The sequence below is a fragment of the Ruegeria sp. F11 genome, from assembly GCF_056533855.1.
This window is the reverse complement of record NZ_JBQFOW010000001.1, coordinates 399,313-414,872: the sequence shown is the minus strand read 5'-3', so window position 1 is coordinate 414,872 and position 15,560 is coordinate 399,313. Positions and strand designations below refer to the sequence as shown.

At 61.7% G+C, this 15,560-nt stretch carries 12 protein-coding genes; 9 read left to right on the top strand and 3 right to left on the bottom strand.

The window, feature by feature from the left end:
• Nucleotides 1–299 precede the first annotated feature (299 nt).
• On the top strand, nt 300–539 hold the full coding sequence (locus tag ACR0NJ_RS02090) for a hypothetical protein (RefSeq protein ID WP_480815469.1): 240 nt from the start codon (nt 300–302) through the stop codon (nt 537–539).
• On the opposite strand, the gene ACR0NJ_RS02085 is transcribed toward ACR0NJ_RS02090, so the two are convergent.
• The gene (locus ACR0NJ_RS02085) at nt 528–1,151 is read right to left on the bottom strand and encodes a helix-turn-helix domain-containing protein (protein ID WP_480815468.1); all 624 of its coding nucleotides are present in this window, start codon (nt 1,149–1,151) and stop codon (nt 528–530) included. The genes ACR0NJ_RS02090 and ACR0NJ_RS02085 overlap by 12 nt on opposite strands.
• 65 nt (nt 1,152–1,216) lie before the next feature.
• On the opposite strand from ACR0NJ_RS02085, the gene ACR0NJ_RS02080 reads away from it, so the two are divergent.
• The 5 genes from ACR0NJ_RS02080 to ACR0NJ_RS02060 all read left to right on the top strand — a co-directional run bounded on the left by ACR0NJ_RS02080 (nt 1,217) and on the right by ACR0NJ_RS02060 (nt 7,069).
• Complete coding sequence (locus ACR0NJ_RS02080) at nt 1,217–2,734, top strand: class I adenylate-forming enzyme family protein (protein ID WP_480815467.1); 1,518 nt, start codon at nt 1,217–1,219, stop codon at nt 2,732–2,734.
• Nucleotides 2,731–3,390 (top strand): DsbA family oxidoreductase, encoded by a 660-nt coding sequence (locus ACR0NJ_RS02075; RefSeq protein ID WP_480815466.1) that lies wholly within the window; start codon nt 2,731–2,733, stop codon nt 3,388–3,390. Before ACR0NJ_RS02080 ends, ACR0NJ_RS02075 begins: the two co-directional genes overlap by 4 nt.
• A gap of 76 nt (nt 3,391–3,466) precedes the next feature.
• Nucleotides 3,467–4,675, top strand: coding sequence for an MFS transporter (locus ACR0NJ_RS02070; RefSeq protein WP_480815465.1), 1,209 nt, complete (start codon nt 3,467–3,469; stop codon nt 4,673–4,675).
• A gap of 58 nt (nt 4,676–4,733) precedes the next feature.
• Entirely contained in the window at nt 4,734–6,398 is a 1,665-nt protein-coding gene (locus tag ACR0NJ_RS02065; protein WP_480815464.1) for a tetratricopeptide repeat protein, read from the top strand.
• Complete coding sequence (locus tag ACR0NJ_RS02060; RefSeq protein WP_480815463.1) at nt 6,395–7,069, top strand: SH3 domain-containing protein; 675 nt, start codon at nt 6,395–6,397, stop codon at nt 7,067–7,069. Before ACR0NJ_RS02065 ends, ACR0NJ_RS02060 begins: the two co-directional genes overlap by 4 nt.
• Here ACR0NJ_RS02060 and mfd read toward each other — a convergent pair.
• Nucleotides 7,066–10,518 carry a transcription-repair coupling factor gene (mfd, locus tag ACR0NJ_RS02055; protein ID WP_480815462.1) on the bottom strand — a complete coding sequence of 1,151 codons (3,453 nt, stop codon included), beginning with the start codon at nt 10,516–10,518 and terminating at the stop codon, nt 7,066–7,068. The two genes, ACR0NJ_RS02060 and mfd, sit on opposite strands and share 4 nt — an antisense overlap.
• 21 nt (nt 10,519–10,539) lie before the next feature.
• Nucleotides 10,540–11,064 (bottom strand): component of SufBCD complex, encoded by a 525-nt coding sequence (locus tag ACR0NJ_RS02050; protein WP_480815461.1) that lies wholly within the window; start codon nt 11,062–11,064, stop codon nt 10,540–10,542.
• A 117-nt stretch (nt 11,065–11,181) separates the two neighbouring features.
• Between ACR0NJ_RS02050 and hemB the strand changes: the two genes are divergently transcribed.
• From hemB to ACR0NJ_RS02035, 3 genes are all read left to right on the top strand, one after another.
• Nucleotides 11,182–12,180, top strand: coding sequence for a porphobilinogen synthase (gene hemB, locus ACR0NJ_RS02045; protein WP_480815460.1), 999 nt, complete (start codon nt 11,182–11,184; stop codon nt 12,178–12,180).
• Between the two features lie 144 nt (nt 12,181–12,324).
• Complete coding sequence (locus tag ACR0NJ_RS02040) at nt 12,325–12,897, top strand: lipid-binding SYLF domain-containing protein (protein ID WP_480815459.1); 573 nt, start codon at nt 12,325–12,327, stop codon at nt 12,895–12,897.
• A 165-nt stretch (nt 12,898–13,062) separates the two neighbouring features.
• Nucleotides 13,063–15,525 carry a penicillin acylase family protein gene (locus ACR0NJ_RS02035; protein ID WP_480815458.1) on the top strand — a complete coding sequence of 821 codons (2,463 nt, stop codon included), beginning with the start codon at nt 13,063–13,065 and terminating at the stop codon, nt 15,523–15,525.
• Nucleotides 15,526–15,560 lie beyond the last annotated feature (35 nt).

Below are 15,560 nucleotides of genomic sequence, written 5' to 3'. Positions count from 1 at the left end.
GAAAATATACAATCGGTTCACCAATTAGGGGCCCGGCACGGGATCCAACGCAGTTGGCGCTAAACATGTAGTTTAAAATCTTCTTTTTGCTCAATAGCTAGGCGCAATTCGGCTTTACCACCGCCTGCCGGGAAATGGCGGTGGACCTTGCGCATCCACCGCGGCCCAGCCGCGTTTGGCCAATCTGTCGGGCCTTGCCTTTGGTCTGCGACATTTTGTCATGTCTTCCCCTGCGCTGACCAATACGTACCCTGTTGTGGGGAGAGCAGTCCTGAAACCGCAAAATGGAAAGCTCGCATATGCTGAAATGGACAGATCTGACGCAGGACTGGGATGCGTCCTACGCACGCGCAAAGCGCCGTTTTCCGAACCTGCGCGACAAGGATATGGCGCGCGTTCGAAATGACCGAAAGCGCTTTGAGGCTTACCTGGCCGAGCGCCATCAACTTACGGTCAACGAGGCCCGTGAAGAGGTTGAGGATTTTCTATTTACGGAAGGTCTGAACCGGGAATTGCACCGCGAAGCTTTAAGCAAGTGACGTAACCCACAGGATCGTCGCATCCTCGGGGCTAACCGAGATCACGTTGTGCCCCATACTGCCATCGTAATAAGCGCTGTCGCCCCGGCGCATTTCGACCGGTTCGTAAAACTCGGTAAATAGCTTCACGACCCCCGTCAGGACGTAAAGAAACTCTTCCCCGTCGTGGCGTACCCAGCCGTCGAACTCGTCCATCGACCGGGCGCGGACCCGGGCTCGGTAGGGCAACATTTGCTTCTTCGTCAACGTTTCCGCCAACAGCTCGTGCTCGTAGGTCGTCGTGGCATGCGCTGTGCCTTCGCCGGTCCGGGTGATGGCCATACGGCCAATCACCTGATCCCGTTGGGGTGGTGTGAAAAGCTGAGGAACCGAAATCTCCAACCCCGTGGCCAGCTTCTTCAAAGCGTCGTAGGTCGGCGACATCTGCCCGTTTTCGATCTTGCTTAGCGTTGATCGCGCCAGCCCGGCCTGCGTGGCGGCCTGTTCCAGCGTCCAGTTGCGTGCCTTGCGCAGTTCCCGCACCCGCGCGCCAAGGTCAAGCGGCTCGAGTTCCGTGTGAACGCCTGAATCTCGGGCGATGCGGATAAGTGATCTTGGGTCCTGCGTGCTCATGGTCCTGTCTATAGGGCCAGCCGGTCCCGCTTGCAACGCGCCATGCGCCACGATAGCCAGACACAATGCTTTCGATCTTTGATCAGGGGCCACCGCCGCCCTGCCCCTCACCGTTCAATCTGGCCGCGCACGTCTTGCGGCACGCCGAGCGTTGCCCTGACAAAACCGCCCTGTCGGTTTTGCGCGCGGACGGGTCCGACGACTGGGCCTATGGCGCGTTGCAGGCGGCTATTCTGGGTACCGGGGCCGGGCTGTTGCAGGCTGGCCTGAAACCCGGCGACATTGCCCTGATGCGGCTGGGGAATACGGTGGATTTTCCGATCGCCTACCTGGGCGCAATTGCCGTGGGCATCGTGCCGGTCCCGACCTCATCGCAACTGACCGAGCCGGAAACCGCCCGGATGATCGAGGATTTGTCGCCCGCCGCCGTGCTACGAGACCCGACAGTCGCCTGCGCGCCACACCCCAACCAGATCAATTTGGCGGATCTGACCGCGATGCGAGACCTGCCGCCTGCCAATTTCCAGATGGGTGATCCTGAGCGGCTGGCCTATGTCGTCTACACCTCGGGCACATCCGGCAAGCCGCGCGCGGTTGCGCATGCACACCGGGCGATCTGGGCGCGGCAGATGATGGTCGATGGGTGGTACAGCCTGCGCCAAAGCGACCGGTTATGCCATGCGGGCGCGTTTAACTGGACGTACACTTTGGGCACCGGCCTTATGGACCCCTGGACCATTGGCGCGACGGCGCTGATCCCCGAACCGGGCACGGATATCTCAACCTTGCCCGCCCAGCTGCGCCAACATCGCGCAACGATCTTCGCTGCCGCCCCCGGCGTTTACCGCAAGATGCTGCAGGGCGTGGACCGGATCGACCTACCCGCCCTGCGCCACGGCCTATGCGCCGGAGAGAAGCTGTCGCGCCATCTTCACGAGCATTGGCAACAGGCCACCGGAACCGAGCTGTACGAGGCCTATGGGATGTCCGAATGCTCGACCTTCATCTCGTCCAGCCCGGACCATCCGGCGCGGGGCGATGCGCTGGGGCAACCGCAAAAAGGTCGGCGCGTGGCGATCTTGGGACCGGACGGCCCCGTTCCGCAGGGGCAAGAGGGCACGATTGCCATTCACCGCTCTGACCCCGGCCTGATGATGACCTACCTCAACGCCCCCGACGAGGCCCAATCGCGCATGCAGGGCGACTGGTTCCTGACCGGCGATCAGGGCGCGATGGCCATCGACGGGCAGATCACCTATCTGGGCCGCGACGACGATATGATGAACGCAGGCGGCTACCGCGTTTCCCCGGTCGAGGTCGAAGCTGTCCTGTCCCGCTATCCCGGCATCACGCAGGTCGGTGCCGCCGCAGTCGAGGTCAAAGAAGACACGTTTATCATCGCGGCTTTCTACACCGGGCCGGAAAAACTGGACGAAATGGCCCTGCGCGCCTATGTGGAAGCCAATCTGGCCCGCTACAAGCAACCGCGTGCCTTTGTTCATCTTCCCGCCCTGCCCACTGGCGGCAATGGCAAACTCCTGCGCCGCGTCCTGCCGGCCTATTTCAAGGCGTCGACCGAATGACCCAGACCGTAAAGCTCGATATCATGTCCGACCCGATTTGCCCGTGGTGCTATATCGGCAAGACTCATTTGGACAAGGCGCTGGCTGCTGTGCCTGATCATCCGTTCGTCATTGAATGGCATCCGTTCCAGCTAAACCCGGACATGCCGGACGGTGGTATGGACCGGCGGGAGTATCTTGAACGCAAGTTCGGCGGCAAGGAGGGCGCAGTTCGCGCCTATGCGCCGGTTGTGGAACATGCCGAGAATGCGGGCCTGAAGATCGACTTCGAGGGGATGAAGCGCACACCAAACACTCTGAACGCCCACCGCCTGATCCACTGGGCGGGGATCGAAGGCAAACAGGGTGCCGTCGTGGACGCGCTGTTCGATGCCTATTTCGTTCAGACCCGCGATATCGGCGACCCGGAGGTTCTGGCCGACATCGCCGACAGCGTCGGGATGGACGCCGCCGTGGTCCTGAAACTGCTGAAATCCGACGCCGACCGCGAGGATATCCGCCAACGCGACACCCATTCACGAGAGATGGGCGTGAATTCAGTTCCCACCTTCATCGTTGCCAATCAACACGCCGTTCCGGGCGCGCAACCTCCTGAATTATGGGAGAAAGTGATTGGCGAGATCATGTCTCAACTTGAGGCTTCCCCTGCAGAATAGCACATAGGTCTGTGCAAAATTCAGGTCTGGTGCAACCCCATCCGCCGTGATAGCGCGAACGGGTAAGGAGACCTTTATGGCTGACCGCATGTCCAGGGCGGAATTCATCGCGCTCATCGCGATGATGTTCGCCACCATTGCCTTTTCGATCGACTCCATGCTGCCCGCCCTGCCCGAAATCGGGGCCGAGCTCAGCCCGACCGACCTCAACAAGGCGCAGCTGATCCTGACGTCCTTTGTGCTGGGCATGGGGATCGGCACGTTTTTCACAGGGCCGATTTCGGATGCGGTCGGGCGCAAACCGGTGATCTATGGCGGTGCGGCCTTGTACATTCTTGCCTCCGCCGTGGCATGGGCCAGTTCCTCGCTGGAACTGGTGCTGGCCGCGCGTATCGCTCAGGGTCTGGGCGCGGCGGGGCCGCGCGTGGTTGCGATGGCGATCATCCGAGACCTGTTCTCGGGCCGCGAGATGGCGCGCATCATCTCCATCGCGATGATGATCTTCACGCTGGTTCCGGCGATTGCACCGCTGCTGGGCGCAGGCGTTATCGCACTGGTCGGCTGGCGCGGCATCTTCGTGTCCTTCATCCTGTTCGCTTCGGTCATCGTGATCTGGATGGCTTTCCGCCTGCCCGAATCCCTTGCTGTCGAAAACCGCCGCCCCTTCCGCCTGCCCCTGATGATCGCCGCGATGCAAGAGATGTTTGCCCACCCCACCGTGCGCCTCTCGATCCTTGTGCAGACGCTGTGCATGGGGCTGCTGTTCACAATGCTTACCATGGTGCAGCCGATCTTTGACGTTGTGCATGGCCGGGCCGAAAGCTTCCCCTTCTGGTTCGGTTTCGTGGCTCTGATTTCAGGTTCAGCCAGCCTGCTGAACGCCGCGCTGGTGGTGCGCCTTGGCATGCGGCGGATCGTGACCTGGGCGCTTGGCGCGCAAATCGTGATCACAAGCGGCGTTATTATCCTGAACATGACCCCGCTGTCACCCGACGCCTCGTTTGCCCTGTTCGTCATGTGGCAGACCACGGTGTTCTTCATGGCCGGGGTCACCATGGGCAATCTGAACGCCATCGCAATGGAGCCGATGGGCCATATCGCGGGCATGGCGGCCTCGGTCATCGGCTCAATCGCCACGGTTCTAGCGGCAGCGATTGCCGCCCCGGTCGGACTGCTGTTCGACGGATCGATCACGCCGCTGACGACCGGAGTTCTCACCATGTGCGTGCTGGGCTTTGGCCTGATGCTGCATATGGGCCGGATCGAGAACCGGCTGCTGGTTTGAGCCTGTGCAACCTGTCTGAAAAGCGCTAGCCTGCCCCCAATTTCTGGGGGAGGCTTTGATGAGCGATTATTATGATCTGGGCACCTATTCCTGCGCCCTAACAACTGCGTCGCCCGAGGCGCAGATGTGGTTCGACCGGGGGCTGGTCTGGACCTATGGCTATAACCATGACGAGGCTGTGGTCTGTTTCCAGCGCGCCGCCGAGATTGACCCCAACTGCGCCATGGCCCATTGGGGCGTCGCCTATGCCGCAGGTCCGAACTACAACCTGCCATGGGAGTTGCGCGACGAAAACGGACAGCAGAAATCGCTGGCCACTGCCTATGACGCAACCCAAAAGGCGCTGGCCTTAACCGAGGGTTGCACCCCGGCCGAACAAGCCCTGATAAGCGCCCTGCCCGCGCGGTATCCGCAACGCGATCCGGCTGAGGACATGCACCGCTGGGACTATGACTTCGCTGACGCCATGCGCGCGGCCTTTGCGGCGCAGCCCGATCAACTGGACCTGCGCACGATCTATGTCGAAGCGCTGATGAACCTAACCCCCTGGCAGATGTGGGACTTGAAAACCGGCCAGCCCGCCGAAGGGGCCGCCACGCTTGAGGCACAGGAAGCGCTGGAATGGGCGATGGACCATGATCCGGCAGCCATGTCTCATCCCGGCCTGCTGCATCTTTATGTCCACCTGATGGAGATGTCGCCCACCCCGGAAAAGGCGCTGAAGGCCGGGGATGTCCTGCGCACTCTGGTGCCGGATGCCGGGCATCTGGTGCATATGCCGACCCATATCGACGTGCTGTGCGGCCATTATCAGAATGTCGTTCACTGGAACGAAAAGGCGTCAGAGGCCGACCTGAAATACTACGAGCGCGAGGGCGCGTTCAACATCTACACCGGCTATCGCCAGCACAATTACCATTTCGTCATCTACGGCGCGCTGTTTCTTGGCCAGATGGAACCGGCGCTGCGGGCCAATCAGGGCATCTGGGACACCACGCCCGAGGATATGCTGCGCATCGAAAGCCCGCCCATGGCGGATTATTTCGAAAGCTACATGTCGATGGGCCCGCACATCCTGATCCGCTTTGGCCGCTGGGAAGAGGCCAAGGCGCTGGACCTGCCCTCGGACCCCGACCTGTACCGCACTCTGACCGCGACGACCCACTACGCCCGCGCCATTGCCCATGCTGCAACCGGGCAAGTGGCCGAGGCGGAAGCCGAAGAGCAACTGTTCCTCGCCGCAAAAACCTGCGTGCCGGAAACACGCCGGTTGCATAACAATCGGGTCATCGACCTGTTGGACATTGCGGCGGAAATGCTGCGCGGTGAGATCGAATATCGCAAAGAAAACTACGAGGCCGCCTTTGCCCACTTGCGCCGCTCGGTCGAGTTGGACGACACATTGCCCTATGACGAGCCATGGGGCTGGATGCAACCCACCCGCCACGCGCTTGGTGCGCTGCTTTTTGAACAGGGTCATGTGGCCGAGGCCGAAGCCGTCTATCGCGAAGACCTCGGCATGGGCGGCACCCTCAGCCGCGCCTCGATCCATCCCGACAATGTCTGGAGCCTGAAGGGACTGCACGACTGCCTGAAAGCGCGCGGGGATAGCGCGGAAACCACATTGATCAAACAAAGGCTCGATCTGGCGCTGGCCCGCGCGGACCGGGCCGTTGGCGCGTCGTGTTTCTGCGCTCAGGCGGCGATGAAGGCGGCGGAATGAGGGCGGCCGCGCTGCTGGCCATCATCCTCTGCGGGCCGGTCTGGGCGGATCGGCAGTCTTTCCCGCCCGAGGATCAGTCCAGCCGCGATCCCACGTTGGTCGCTTTTCGCGATGACCTTCTGGCCAAAGTCGCCGCGCGTGATCGTGAGGCCGTCGTCGCGGCGGCCTGCCCGGATATCTATTTCAGCCATGTCGAAGAAAGCGGCCCCGACGCGTTCCGCACCAGCCTGATCGTCCCGCCCGAGACGCTACCCGAGGAAGACCGCGATCAGGCAGATGCCATCCGCGACGCTCGCTGGGCCGCGCTGGAAAACACCCTGTCGCAGCCCGGCTACTTCGATGATCAGGGCGAATTCTGGATGCCGCATCAATGGCAGATCACCCTGCCCGCATCACTCGATCCGACGGTTGCATATTTCGTGACCGGCGAGAATGTCTCACTCCGCCAGGCCCCGTCGCGCGATGGGGAGCGGCTGGGCGCAATCAGCCACGAGGTTGTTCTGATCTCCGACTATCAGGAAGGCGCCGAGTACCAGCAGGTGCGCCTGACCGATGGCGCGCCGGGGTATATTCACAGCGACTTTCTGTGGTCCATGACTGGATATCGCGCAGCACTGGTGAAGTCGGACGCGGGCACATGGCAACTTTGTACGTTCGTCAGCGGTGACTAGGCTTTGGCCTTTTTCTTCTGGGCTACAACCTTTTCCGCCAGATCACGGGCGATGGCAAAGGCCCCCTTGATCTTGTCACTGTCCTTCTTCCAGTCGCGCCGCACAACGATCTTGTTGTCCTTGACCTTGGCCAGCCCGCGCTGGTTCTGGATGAATTCGACCAGTCCTTCGGGTGAGGCGAACTTGTCGTTATGAAACTGGATCGTCGCGCCCTTCGGCCCGCCGTCCAGTTTCGCGATACCTGCCCGTTTGCACATGGCTTTGATGCGCACGACCAGCATCAGGGTGTTGACCTCTTTCGGCAAGGTGCCAAAACGGTCGATCAATTCGGCGGCGAAGCCTTCCAATTCCACCTTGGTCGACAGCGACGAGAGACGACGATAGAGGCCGAGGCGCACATCCAGATCGGGCACGTAATCTTCGGGGATCAGAACCGGCACGCCCAGATTGATCTGCGGCGCCCATTGGTCGTCGGCATCCGACAGCCCCTCCATCTCGCCGGCTTTGATCTTCGCAATCGCCTCTTCCAGCATCGACTGGTAGAGTTCATAGCCCACGTCGCGCATTTGACCCGACTGCTCCTCGCCCAGCAGGTTGCCCGCGCCGCGAATGTCGAGGTCTTGGCTGGCCAGCGTGAACCCGGCCCCAAGCGTATCCAGCGAGCCCAGAACCCGCAGGCGTTTCTCGGCCGTCGCGGTCAGACGCGCGCGGGGCTTGGTGGTGAGATAGGCGTAGGCACGTGTCTTGGACCGCCCTACCCGTCCGCGGATTTGATAGAGCTGCGCCAACCCGAACATATCCGCCCGATGCACGACCATCGTGTTCGCGGTCGGGATATCCAGCCCGCTTTCGACAATCGTCGTGGCCAGCAGGACATCATACTTGCCGTCGTAAAAGGCGTTCATCCGGTCGTCGAGTTCGCCCGCCGCCATCTGCCCATGCGCCACGACATAGGTCAGTTCCGGCAATTGTTCTTTCAGAAATTCCTCAATCTCGGGCAGGTCCGAGATGCGCGGGACCACATAGAAACTCTGCCCACCGCGATAGTGTTCACGAAGCAACGCCTCGCGGACTGTCACGGCATCAAACTCGCTGACATAGGTGCGGATCGCCAGACGGTCTATGGGCGGCGTGCCGATGATCGACAGGTCGCGCACCCCAGTCAGCGACAGTTGCAGTGTACGCGGGATCGGCGTGGCGGTCAGGGTCAGGACGTGGACGTCACTGCGCAGTTGCTTCAGCTGTTCCTTGTGGCCCACTCCGAAATGCTGTTCCTCGTCAATGATCAGCAGACCCAGATTGTTGAATCGAATGCCTTTGGCCAGCAAGGCATGGGTGCCGATGACAATATCCACCGTGCCGCGCGCCAGCCCGTCGCGGGTCTGTTGCGCCTCTTTGCCCGAGACGAAACGCGAGAGTTGACGAACCTCCAGCGGAAAACCCCGGAACCGATCCTTGAAGCTGGCCGCGTGTTGGCGGGCCAGCAGAGTGGTCGGCGCAACCACCGCCACCTGAACACCGGACATGGCGGCGACAAAAGCCGCGCGCATGGCCACTTCGGTCTTGCCGAAGCCCACATCGCCGCAGATCAGACGATCCATCGGAGCGCCGGAATGCATATCCTCCATCACCTCGGAAATCGCGCGCAGCTGGTCGTCGGTTTCCTGATAAGGGAACCGCGCGCTGAACTCTTCCCACGCGTGGGGCGGCGGGTCCATGACCGGAGCTTTGCGCAGGGCGCGTTCGGCGGCGATGCGGATCAGCTTGTCCGCCATCTCTCGGATGCGCTCTTTCAGCTTGGCTTTCTTGGCCTGCCATGCGCCACCGCCCAGACGGTCCAGCAAGCCTTCGTCATGTCCATATTTCGACAGCAGTTCGATGTTTTCGACCGGCAGGTACAGCTTGGCCTGTTCCGCATATTCCAACAGAAGGCACTCATGCGCGGCCCCGGCGGCGGTGACGACCTCCATCCCCTGATAGCGGCCTATGCCGTGGTCCACATGCACAACCAGATCGCCGGGCGAGAGCGATTGAGTTTCGGTCAGGAAATTCTCGGCCTTGCGGCGTTTCTTGGGCTGGCGGATCAGGCGGTCGCCGAGAACGTCTTGCTCGGCAATAACGGTCAGGTCGGGGGTTTCAAACCCGTGCTCCAACGCCCAGACCGCCAGATGCAGACCGCGTTTGCCGACGCGGGTTCCATCGGCGACTGGGATCGCCTCGGCCAGACCTTCGTCTTCAATCAGGCCCGTCAGACGTTCGCGCGCGCCTTCGGAATAGGAAGCGATCAGCACCGGCCCCTTGGCCATCTTGTCCGTGATATGCGCGGCCAGAGCACCAAACAGGCTGATGCTTTCCTGCTGCCGTTCAGGCGCAAAGTTCCGCCCGATCCGCCCGCCTGCGTCGATCACACCCGGCCCGCTGGCTTGCGGCAAAGGGCTGAATTGCAGCACCCGACGATCGCCCACAGCCGCTTCCCACGCCGCATCGTCCAGATACAGCAATCCGGGTGGGGTCGGTTTGTAGACCGTGTCCATGCGCGAGCGGTTTTCCAGCGCCAAACGCCGGGTTTCATACTGATCGGCAATCGTATCCCATCGCGCAAGCCGTGCGGGCGTGACCTGATCGTCGACCGAGACCGTTGCATCCGGCAGATAGTCGAACAGGGTTTCCAGCTTTTCATGGAAAAAGGGCAGCCAGTGTTCGATTCCCTGATGCTTGCGGCCCGCGCTGACCGCCTCGTAGAGCGGATCGTCCGTTCCCGCCGCGCCGAACTCGATGCGATAGTTCTGGCGGAACCGAGTGATCGCCGCGTCGTCCAGAATGACCTCGGAGACCGGCGCGAGTTCCACCACCTGCAGCTTTTCGGTGGTGCGCTGCGAGACCGGATCAAAGCGGCGCGCGCCGTCCAGAACGTCGCCGAACAGGTCCAGCCGGACGGGGCCGGATTCACCCGGCGGGAAGATATCAATGATCCCGCCCCGGATCGCGTAGTCGCCGGGCTCCATCACCGTGGGGCTTTGGGTAAAGCCCATGCGAACAAGGAAGTTGCGCAGCGCGTCTTCGTCGATACGGTGATCGACACGGGCAGTAAACGCCGCCTCGCGCAGCACTTCGCGCGCAGGAACACGCTGGGTCGCTGCGTTCAGCGTGGTCAGCAGGACAAACCGATCCGGCATCTGATGCACCAAAGCGGCCAGCGTCGCCACCCGCGCCGCCGCGATATCGGCATTAGGCGACACCCGGTCGTAGGGCAGACAATCCCAGCCCGGAAACACAAAGACGGGCATGTCGGGCGCAAAGAAGGCCAGCGCCGCACGCATCGCCTCGAGCCGTTTGTCGTCGCGGGCGATATGGCACACACGTCCGGACCGGGCGACCTCGTTCAGGACAAGTTGCGCATCAAACCCCTCGGGGGCACCGCCAACCGTGACATGGTTCGGAGCCTTCATCGCCTTGCCTTTCAGATTTTGCTATCCCAGAACGCCGATAGAGATGTTCTGATACATCCCCCAAAGCGCAGTGACCAGTACCGAGATCATGCCGATGATCTGGGTATACAGCCTGCAGCGCAAAAGAGTCTTGGCCACGCGTTCCAGCGTCAGTTCATGCTGCCGCAGCCGTCGGGCATGAAAGACGTTGACCAGTGTCACGATCACCATGGGAAACAGCAGCAGAAACACGGCCTGCGCGAACTCCATCCCGTAATAAAAACCCAGCATCGCAAGGCCGGTGAAGGCAAAACACAGCAGAGCCAGCAGGATCGTTCCCGACATCTGGACAATATACAGGATACGGTTGGTATTGATCCGCACCAGATCCAGCAGATCGCTTTCGCTCTGCCCCCGGATGCGCCGCGCGCGGATCACCAGATCGTAAGGAACGCCCATCGACCAATGACTGGCCGAGGACCACATCACCGCCAGCACGATCCAGAACCACAGGTTCGAAAAGCTGCGCATATCAATGAGTTCGAAGATCGAAGCGTACCAGTCCAAACCCTGTCCCTTGTTACATTCTCAGTGGGTTCTGTTGCGCCGGCGCGGCCATTGGTACCCTTGAGCCTTCGGCAAATTCATGCCACCCAATGCGGCAATGTTCAAGGAGAACGCGCCATGAAACCGACCATCGCCCCCTATCCTCTGACCCGCTTTCGCCGCGCCCGTCAGTCTCAGGCCATCCGGGGGCTGGTGCGCGAAAATACCCTGACCACCGATGACCTGATCTGGCCGGTCTTTGTGCGCGATGGCGAAGGGATTGAAGAGCCCGTCCCCTCGATGCCCGGCGTCGTGCGCCGCTCGGTTGATCTGATCGCCAAAGCAGCGGTCGAGGCGCAAACGCTTGGAATCCCCGCGATTTGCATCTTTCCCTACACTGATCCCAGCCTGAAGACCGAAGACTGTGCCGAGGCGTGGAACCCCGATAACCTGTCCAACCGTGCGATCCGCGCGATCAAGGCGGCGGCGCCGGATATCGCCGTGATGACAGACGTGGCGCTGGACCCATACAACATCAACGGCCATGACGGCTATGTCGTGGATGGCGAGATCGTGAACGATCAAACGGTCGAAGCGCTGGTGAAAATGACCCTTGCGCAGGCCGAGGCCGGGGCGGATATCATCGGACCCTCGGACATGATGGACGGCCGCATTGGCGAGATGCGCCGCGCGCTGGAAAGCGCGGGCCACCACAACGTGATGATCCTTAGCTATGCCGCAAAATACGCCAGCGCGTTTTATGGCCCGTTCCGCGATGCGGTGGGAGCCTCTGGCGCTTTGACCGGGGACAAGAATACCTATCAGATGGACCCGGCGAACTCGGACGAGGCGCTGCGCCTGATCGAACGCGACCTGACCGAGGGCGCGGATATGGTGATGATCAAACCGGGCATGCCCTATCTGGACATCTGCCGCCGCGTGAAAGACACGTTCGGCGCGCCGACCTATGCCTATCAGGTCTCCGGCGAATACGCGATGATCCAGGCGGCGGCCCAGAATGGTTGGATTGATGGTGACAAGGTGATGGCGGAGAGCCTGCTGGCCTTCAAGCGGGCGGGTTGCGATGGCATCCTGACCTATTTCGCGCCTCGGGTTGCGCGCGCGCTGCAAGGCTAAAACCCCAGATTGTCGCGATTTATCGCCTATTGAAGCGCCTGCGCCCGCAGCTTTCCCGTGACACGAGGCGGCAATCGGCGTATTCTCGCACATAAGATCGGGATCACCCGGCAAATCAGGCACATATATCAAGAGACAGGAAACATGAGCAGTTCCCAATCCCCACGACTGAGCCGTCGCGGCTTTTCCTTTGGCATGGCCGGGCTGACCCTGACCGCCGCTTGCGGCAACGGCGTCGGCAACTCGAACGCGGCGACAATCGACGCGCGTGTCGATGCGACGCTGACCGAGATGTATTCGCGCTATCCCAACACCGTTGAAATCGCCAACAAAGCCAATGGCATGCTGGTGATGCCTCTGATCACCGAGGCCGGTTTCGTCTTCGGCGGCGGCTACGGTCGTGGCGCGTTGCGCATCAATGGGGCCACGGTCGATTACTACTCGGCGGTCAAAGGCACCGCTGGTTTTCAGATCGGTGCGCAGCAATATGCACACGTTCTGTTCTTCATGACCGAGGACGCGCTGAACGATTTCCGCCGCTCCAGCGGTTGGACCGCCGGGGCCGATATCGGCTATGTGGTCAGCGATCAGGGCGATCAGTTGTCGACCGACACCACAACCTTGCGCACGCCGGTTCTGGCCGCCGTGTTCGGGCAGGCCGGTCTGCAGATCGGCGCGACCGTGGACGGTACCAAATATACCCGCATTATTCCGTAGCACCAAAATACCACCCCCTACGGACCCCGTCGCAGTTGAATCAAGTGCGGCGGGGTTGTTCTTTGCGCCTCACGGCAAAGGTTCCTGCGGCGTTCCTCTTTCGGTCTGCGGTTGCATCCTTTACTCTCGGCGCAAACGATAAATGACCAAGAATGTGGGGCGTCGATGGGTCTTGTGTTTCGCTGGCTGGTGCGGATTGCATCGGGGTTGATCCTGCTGGTTCTGGCAGCGGTAGGCCTTGTGTATTTTCTGGCCAACCAATCCCTGCCCGACTATGATCAAACCCTTGATGTCGCAGGGTTAACCGCCCCGGTCGAGATCATCCGCGACACCGCCAACGTGCCGCATATTCTGGCCGACAACGACCCGGACGTGTTCTTTGGCCTCGGCTACGCCCACGCGCAGGATCGCCTGTGGCAGATGACGGTTCTGCGCCGCACCGCACAGGGCCGCTTGTCCGAAGTCTTCGGTCCGCGCACCGTGCATATCGACAAGCTGCTGCGCCGGTTTGATCTGTACGGGCTGGCCCACCGCTCGGTCGAGGTGCAGGACGATTACACCAAGGCAGCGCTGCAGGCATACGCCGCCGGGGTGAACGCTCGCCTGACCGAGATCAACGAAGAAGCTCTGGGCCGCGGCGCGCCAGAGATGTTCCTGTTCAACGCGCCGGTCTCCCCCTGGCAACCGGGCGACAGTATCGCGGTGATCAAGCTGATGGGGCTGCAACTCTCGGGCCATCTGCAGGATGAAGTTCTGCGCGCCCGCACCTCGTTGATGCTGAACGATCCCGCGCGGCTGGCGGATATCCTGCCCGACGTCCCCGGCCCCGGCATCGCCGCTCTGCCGGAATACGCCGCGCTGTTTCCCAACCTGCCCCGCTATGCCGCCGGAACGGATATGCCCGACACGCCCCTGTCGCCCTTTCCCAAGCGCGGGCTGGCTGGCGCATCGAACGCCTGGACCGCTGCGCCCTCGCGCTCGGCCAGTGGTGGAACGCTTTTGGCCAATGACCCGCATCTGGGCTTTACCGCACCGGGTGTGTGGTATCTGGCCCATCTGGGGCTGGCCAAGGGCGGTGTGATCGGCGCGACCATTCCGGGCGTCCCGGCTGTGATGTCGGGGCGCAGTGACCGGCTGGGATGGGGGCTGACCTCGTCCTATCTGGACGATCAGGACGTGCATATCGAACAGTTGAACCCGGACAACCCCGAGGAATATCTGACCCCGGATGGGTATAAGGAATTCCAGACTCAGCCTTCGATCATCGAAATCAAGGACGAAGCCCCGATTACCCTGACCCTGCGCTGGACGGAAAACGGCCCTGTCCTGCCCGGCACGCATTACGATCTGGAGACGATCACACCGCCGGGCCATGTCGCATCGCTGTCATGGACAGCGCTCAGCCCGCAGGATACGTCGATGACCGCGTCGATGGCGCTGATGAATTCGGACACGGTGCAAGAAGCAATTGAGGTCGGCGAGAAGTTCATCGCGCCTTCGCAGAACCTGTCGCTGGTCGACAAGAGCACAATCGGGATGAAGCTGATCGGCGCGATGCCCCGGCGCGATCTGCAAAACCAAAGCCGCGGACGCATCCCGACACCCGGCTGGCTAACCGAAAACCGCTGGAGCGGCCGCCTACCCTATGCCGACAACCCGGAATTCGTGGCCCCTGTCGGCGGTGTACTTGGCAACACCAATAACAAGATCATCGACCGCCCGTTCCCTGAACATGTGTCCTATGAATGGGGCGACACCCAGCGCGTCCACCGTTGGGAACGCCTGATGCAATCGCGCGAGGTGCATACCCGCGACAGTTTCATCGAGGCGCAGCTGGACACGGTCAGCTTCACCGCCCGGTCTCTGCTGCCGTTGATCGGGGCCGATCTGTGGTTTACCGGAGCGTCTGCCCCCGAAGGCACTCTGGAAAGCCAGCGCCAGATCGCGCTGTCCCTGCTGGCGGAATGGAATGGCGAGATGAACGAGCATCTGCCCGAGCCGCTGATCTACGCCGCATGGCTGCGCGCCCTGCAGATCAGGTTGATTTCTGACGAACTTGGCCCCTTGGCCAGCGACTACAAACATGTCCAGCCCCTGTTCATCGAACGTGTGTACCGCGACATCGACGGAGCCTCGGTCTGGTGCGACGTGCGCCAAAGCGCGCCGGTCGAGACCTGCACCGACATGGCGCAACTGGCGCTGGATGACGCGCTGATCTGGATCGCCGAGGAGTATGGCGATGCTCTGGAATCCCTGCGGTGGGGCGATGCCCATCAGGCAACGCATGACCATCCGGTTCTGGGAAATGTCCCTGTGCTGCGGTTCTTTGTGAACATCCGCCAGTCGACCAGCGGCGGAGACAATACCTTGCTGCGCGGTCGCACCTCGGGCGAAGGCCCCGATCCGTTCCAAAACGTGCATGGCGCGGGCTATCGCGGGGTGTATGACTTTGCCGATCCCGACAGTTCTGTTTTCATCACGGCCACGGGTCAGTCCGGCCACTTCCTGTCGCGCTACTATGACGATCAGGCCCAGCTATGGCGGCGCGGAGAGTACATCCCAATGTCACTGGACATTGATCTGGCCCGCGCGGCAGCGGTTGGCGTGACGCACCTGGTCCCGCAATAATCCGCCCATTCGGCGACTCCCCGCCCTGCTCAACG

Bases quoted from the DNA above. Each gene is read 5' to 3' on its own strand.
- ACR0NJ_RS02080 (WP_480815467.1), top strand. From the start codon at position 1,217: ATGCTTTCGATCTTTGATCAGGGGCCACCGCCGCCCTGCCCCTCACCG.
- ACR0NJ_RS02040 (WP_480815459.1), top strand. From the start codon at position 12,325: ATGAGCAGTTCCCAATCCCCACGACTGAGCCGTCGCGGCTTTTCCTTT.
- ACR0NJ_RS02075 (WP_480815466.1), top strand. From the start codon at position 2,731: ATGACCCAGACCGTAAAGCTCGATATCATGTCCGACCCGATTTGCCCG.
- ACR0NJ_RS02085 (WP_480815468.1), bottom strand. From the start codon at position 1,151: ATGAGCACGCAGGACCCAAGATCACTTATCCGCATCGCCCGAGATTCA.
- hemB (WP_480815460.1), top strand. From the start codon at position 11,182: ATGAAACCGACCATCGCCCCCTATCCTCTGACCCGCTTTCGCCGCGCC.
- ACR0NJ_RS02065 (WP_480815464.1), top strand. From the start codon at position 4,734: ATGAGCGATTATTATGATCTGGGCACCTATTCCTGCGCCCTAACAACT.
- ACR0NJ_RS02070 (WP_480815465.1), top strand. From the start codon at position 3,467: ATGGCTGACCGCATGTCCAGGGCGGAATTCATCGCGCTCATCGCGATG.
- ACR0NJ_RS02060 (WP_480815463.1), top strand. From the start codon at position 6,395: ATGAGGGCGGCCGCGCTGCTGGCCATCATCCTCTGCGGGCCGGTCTGG.
- mfd (WP_480815462.1), bottom strand. From the start codon at position 10,518: ATGAAGGCTCCGAACCATGTCACGGTTGGCGGTGCCCCCGAGGGGTTT.
- ACR0NJ_RS02035 (WP_480815458.1), top strand. From the start codon at position 13,063: ATGGGTCTTGTGTTTCGCTGGCTGGTGCGGATTGCATCGGGGTTGATC.
- ACR0NJ_RS02090 (WP_480815469.1), top strand. From the start codon at position 300: ATGCTGAAATGGACAGATCTGACGCAGGACTGGGATGCGTCCTACGCA.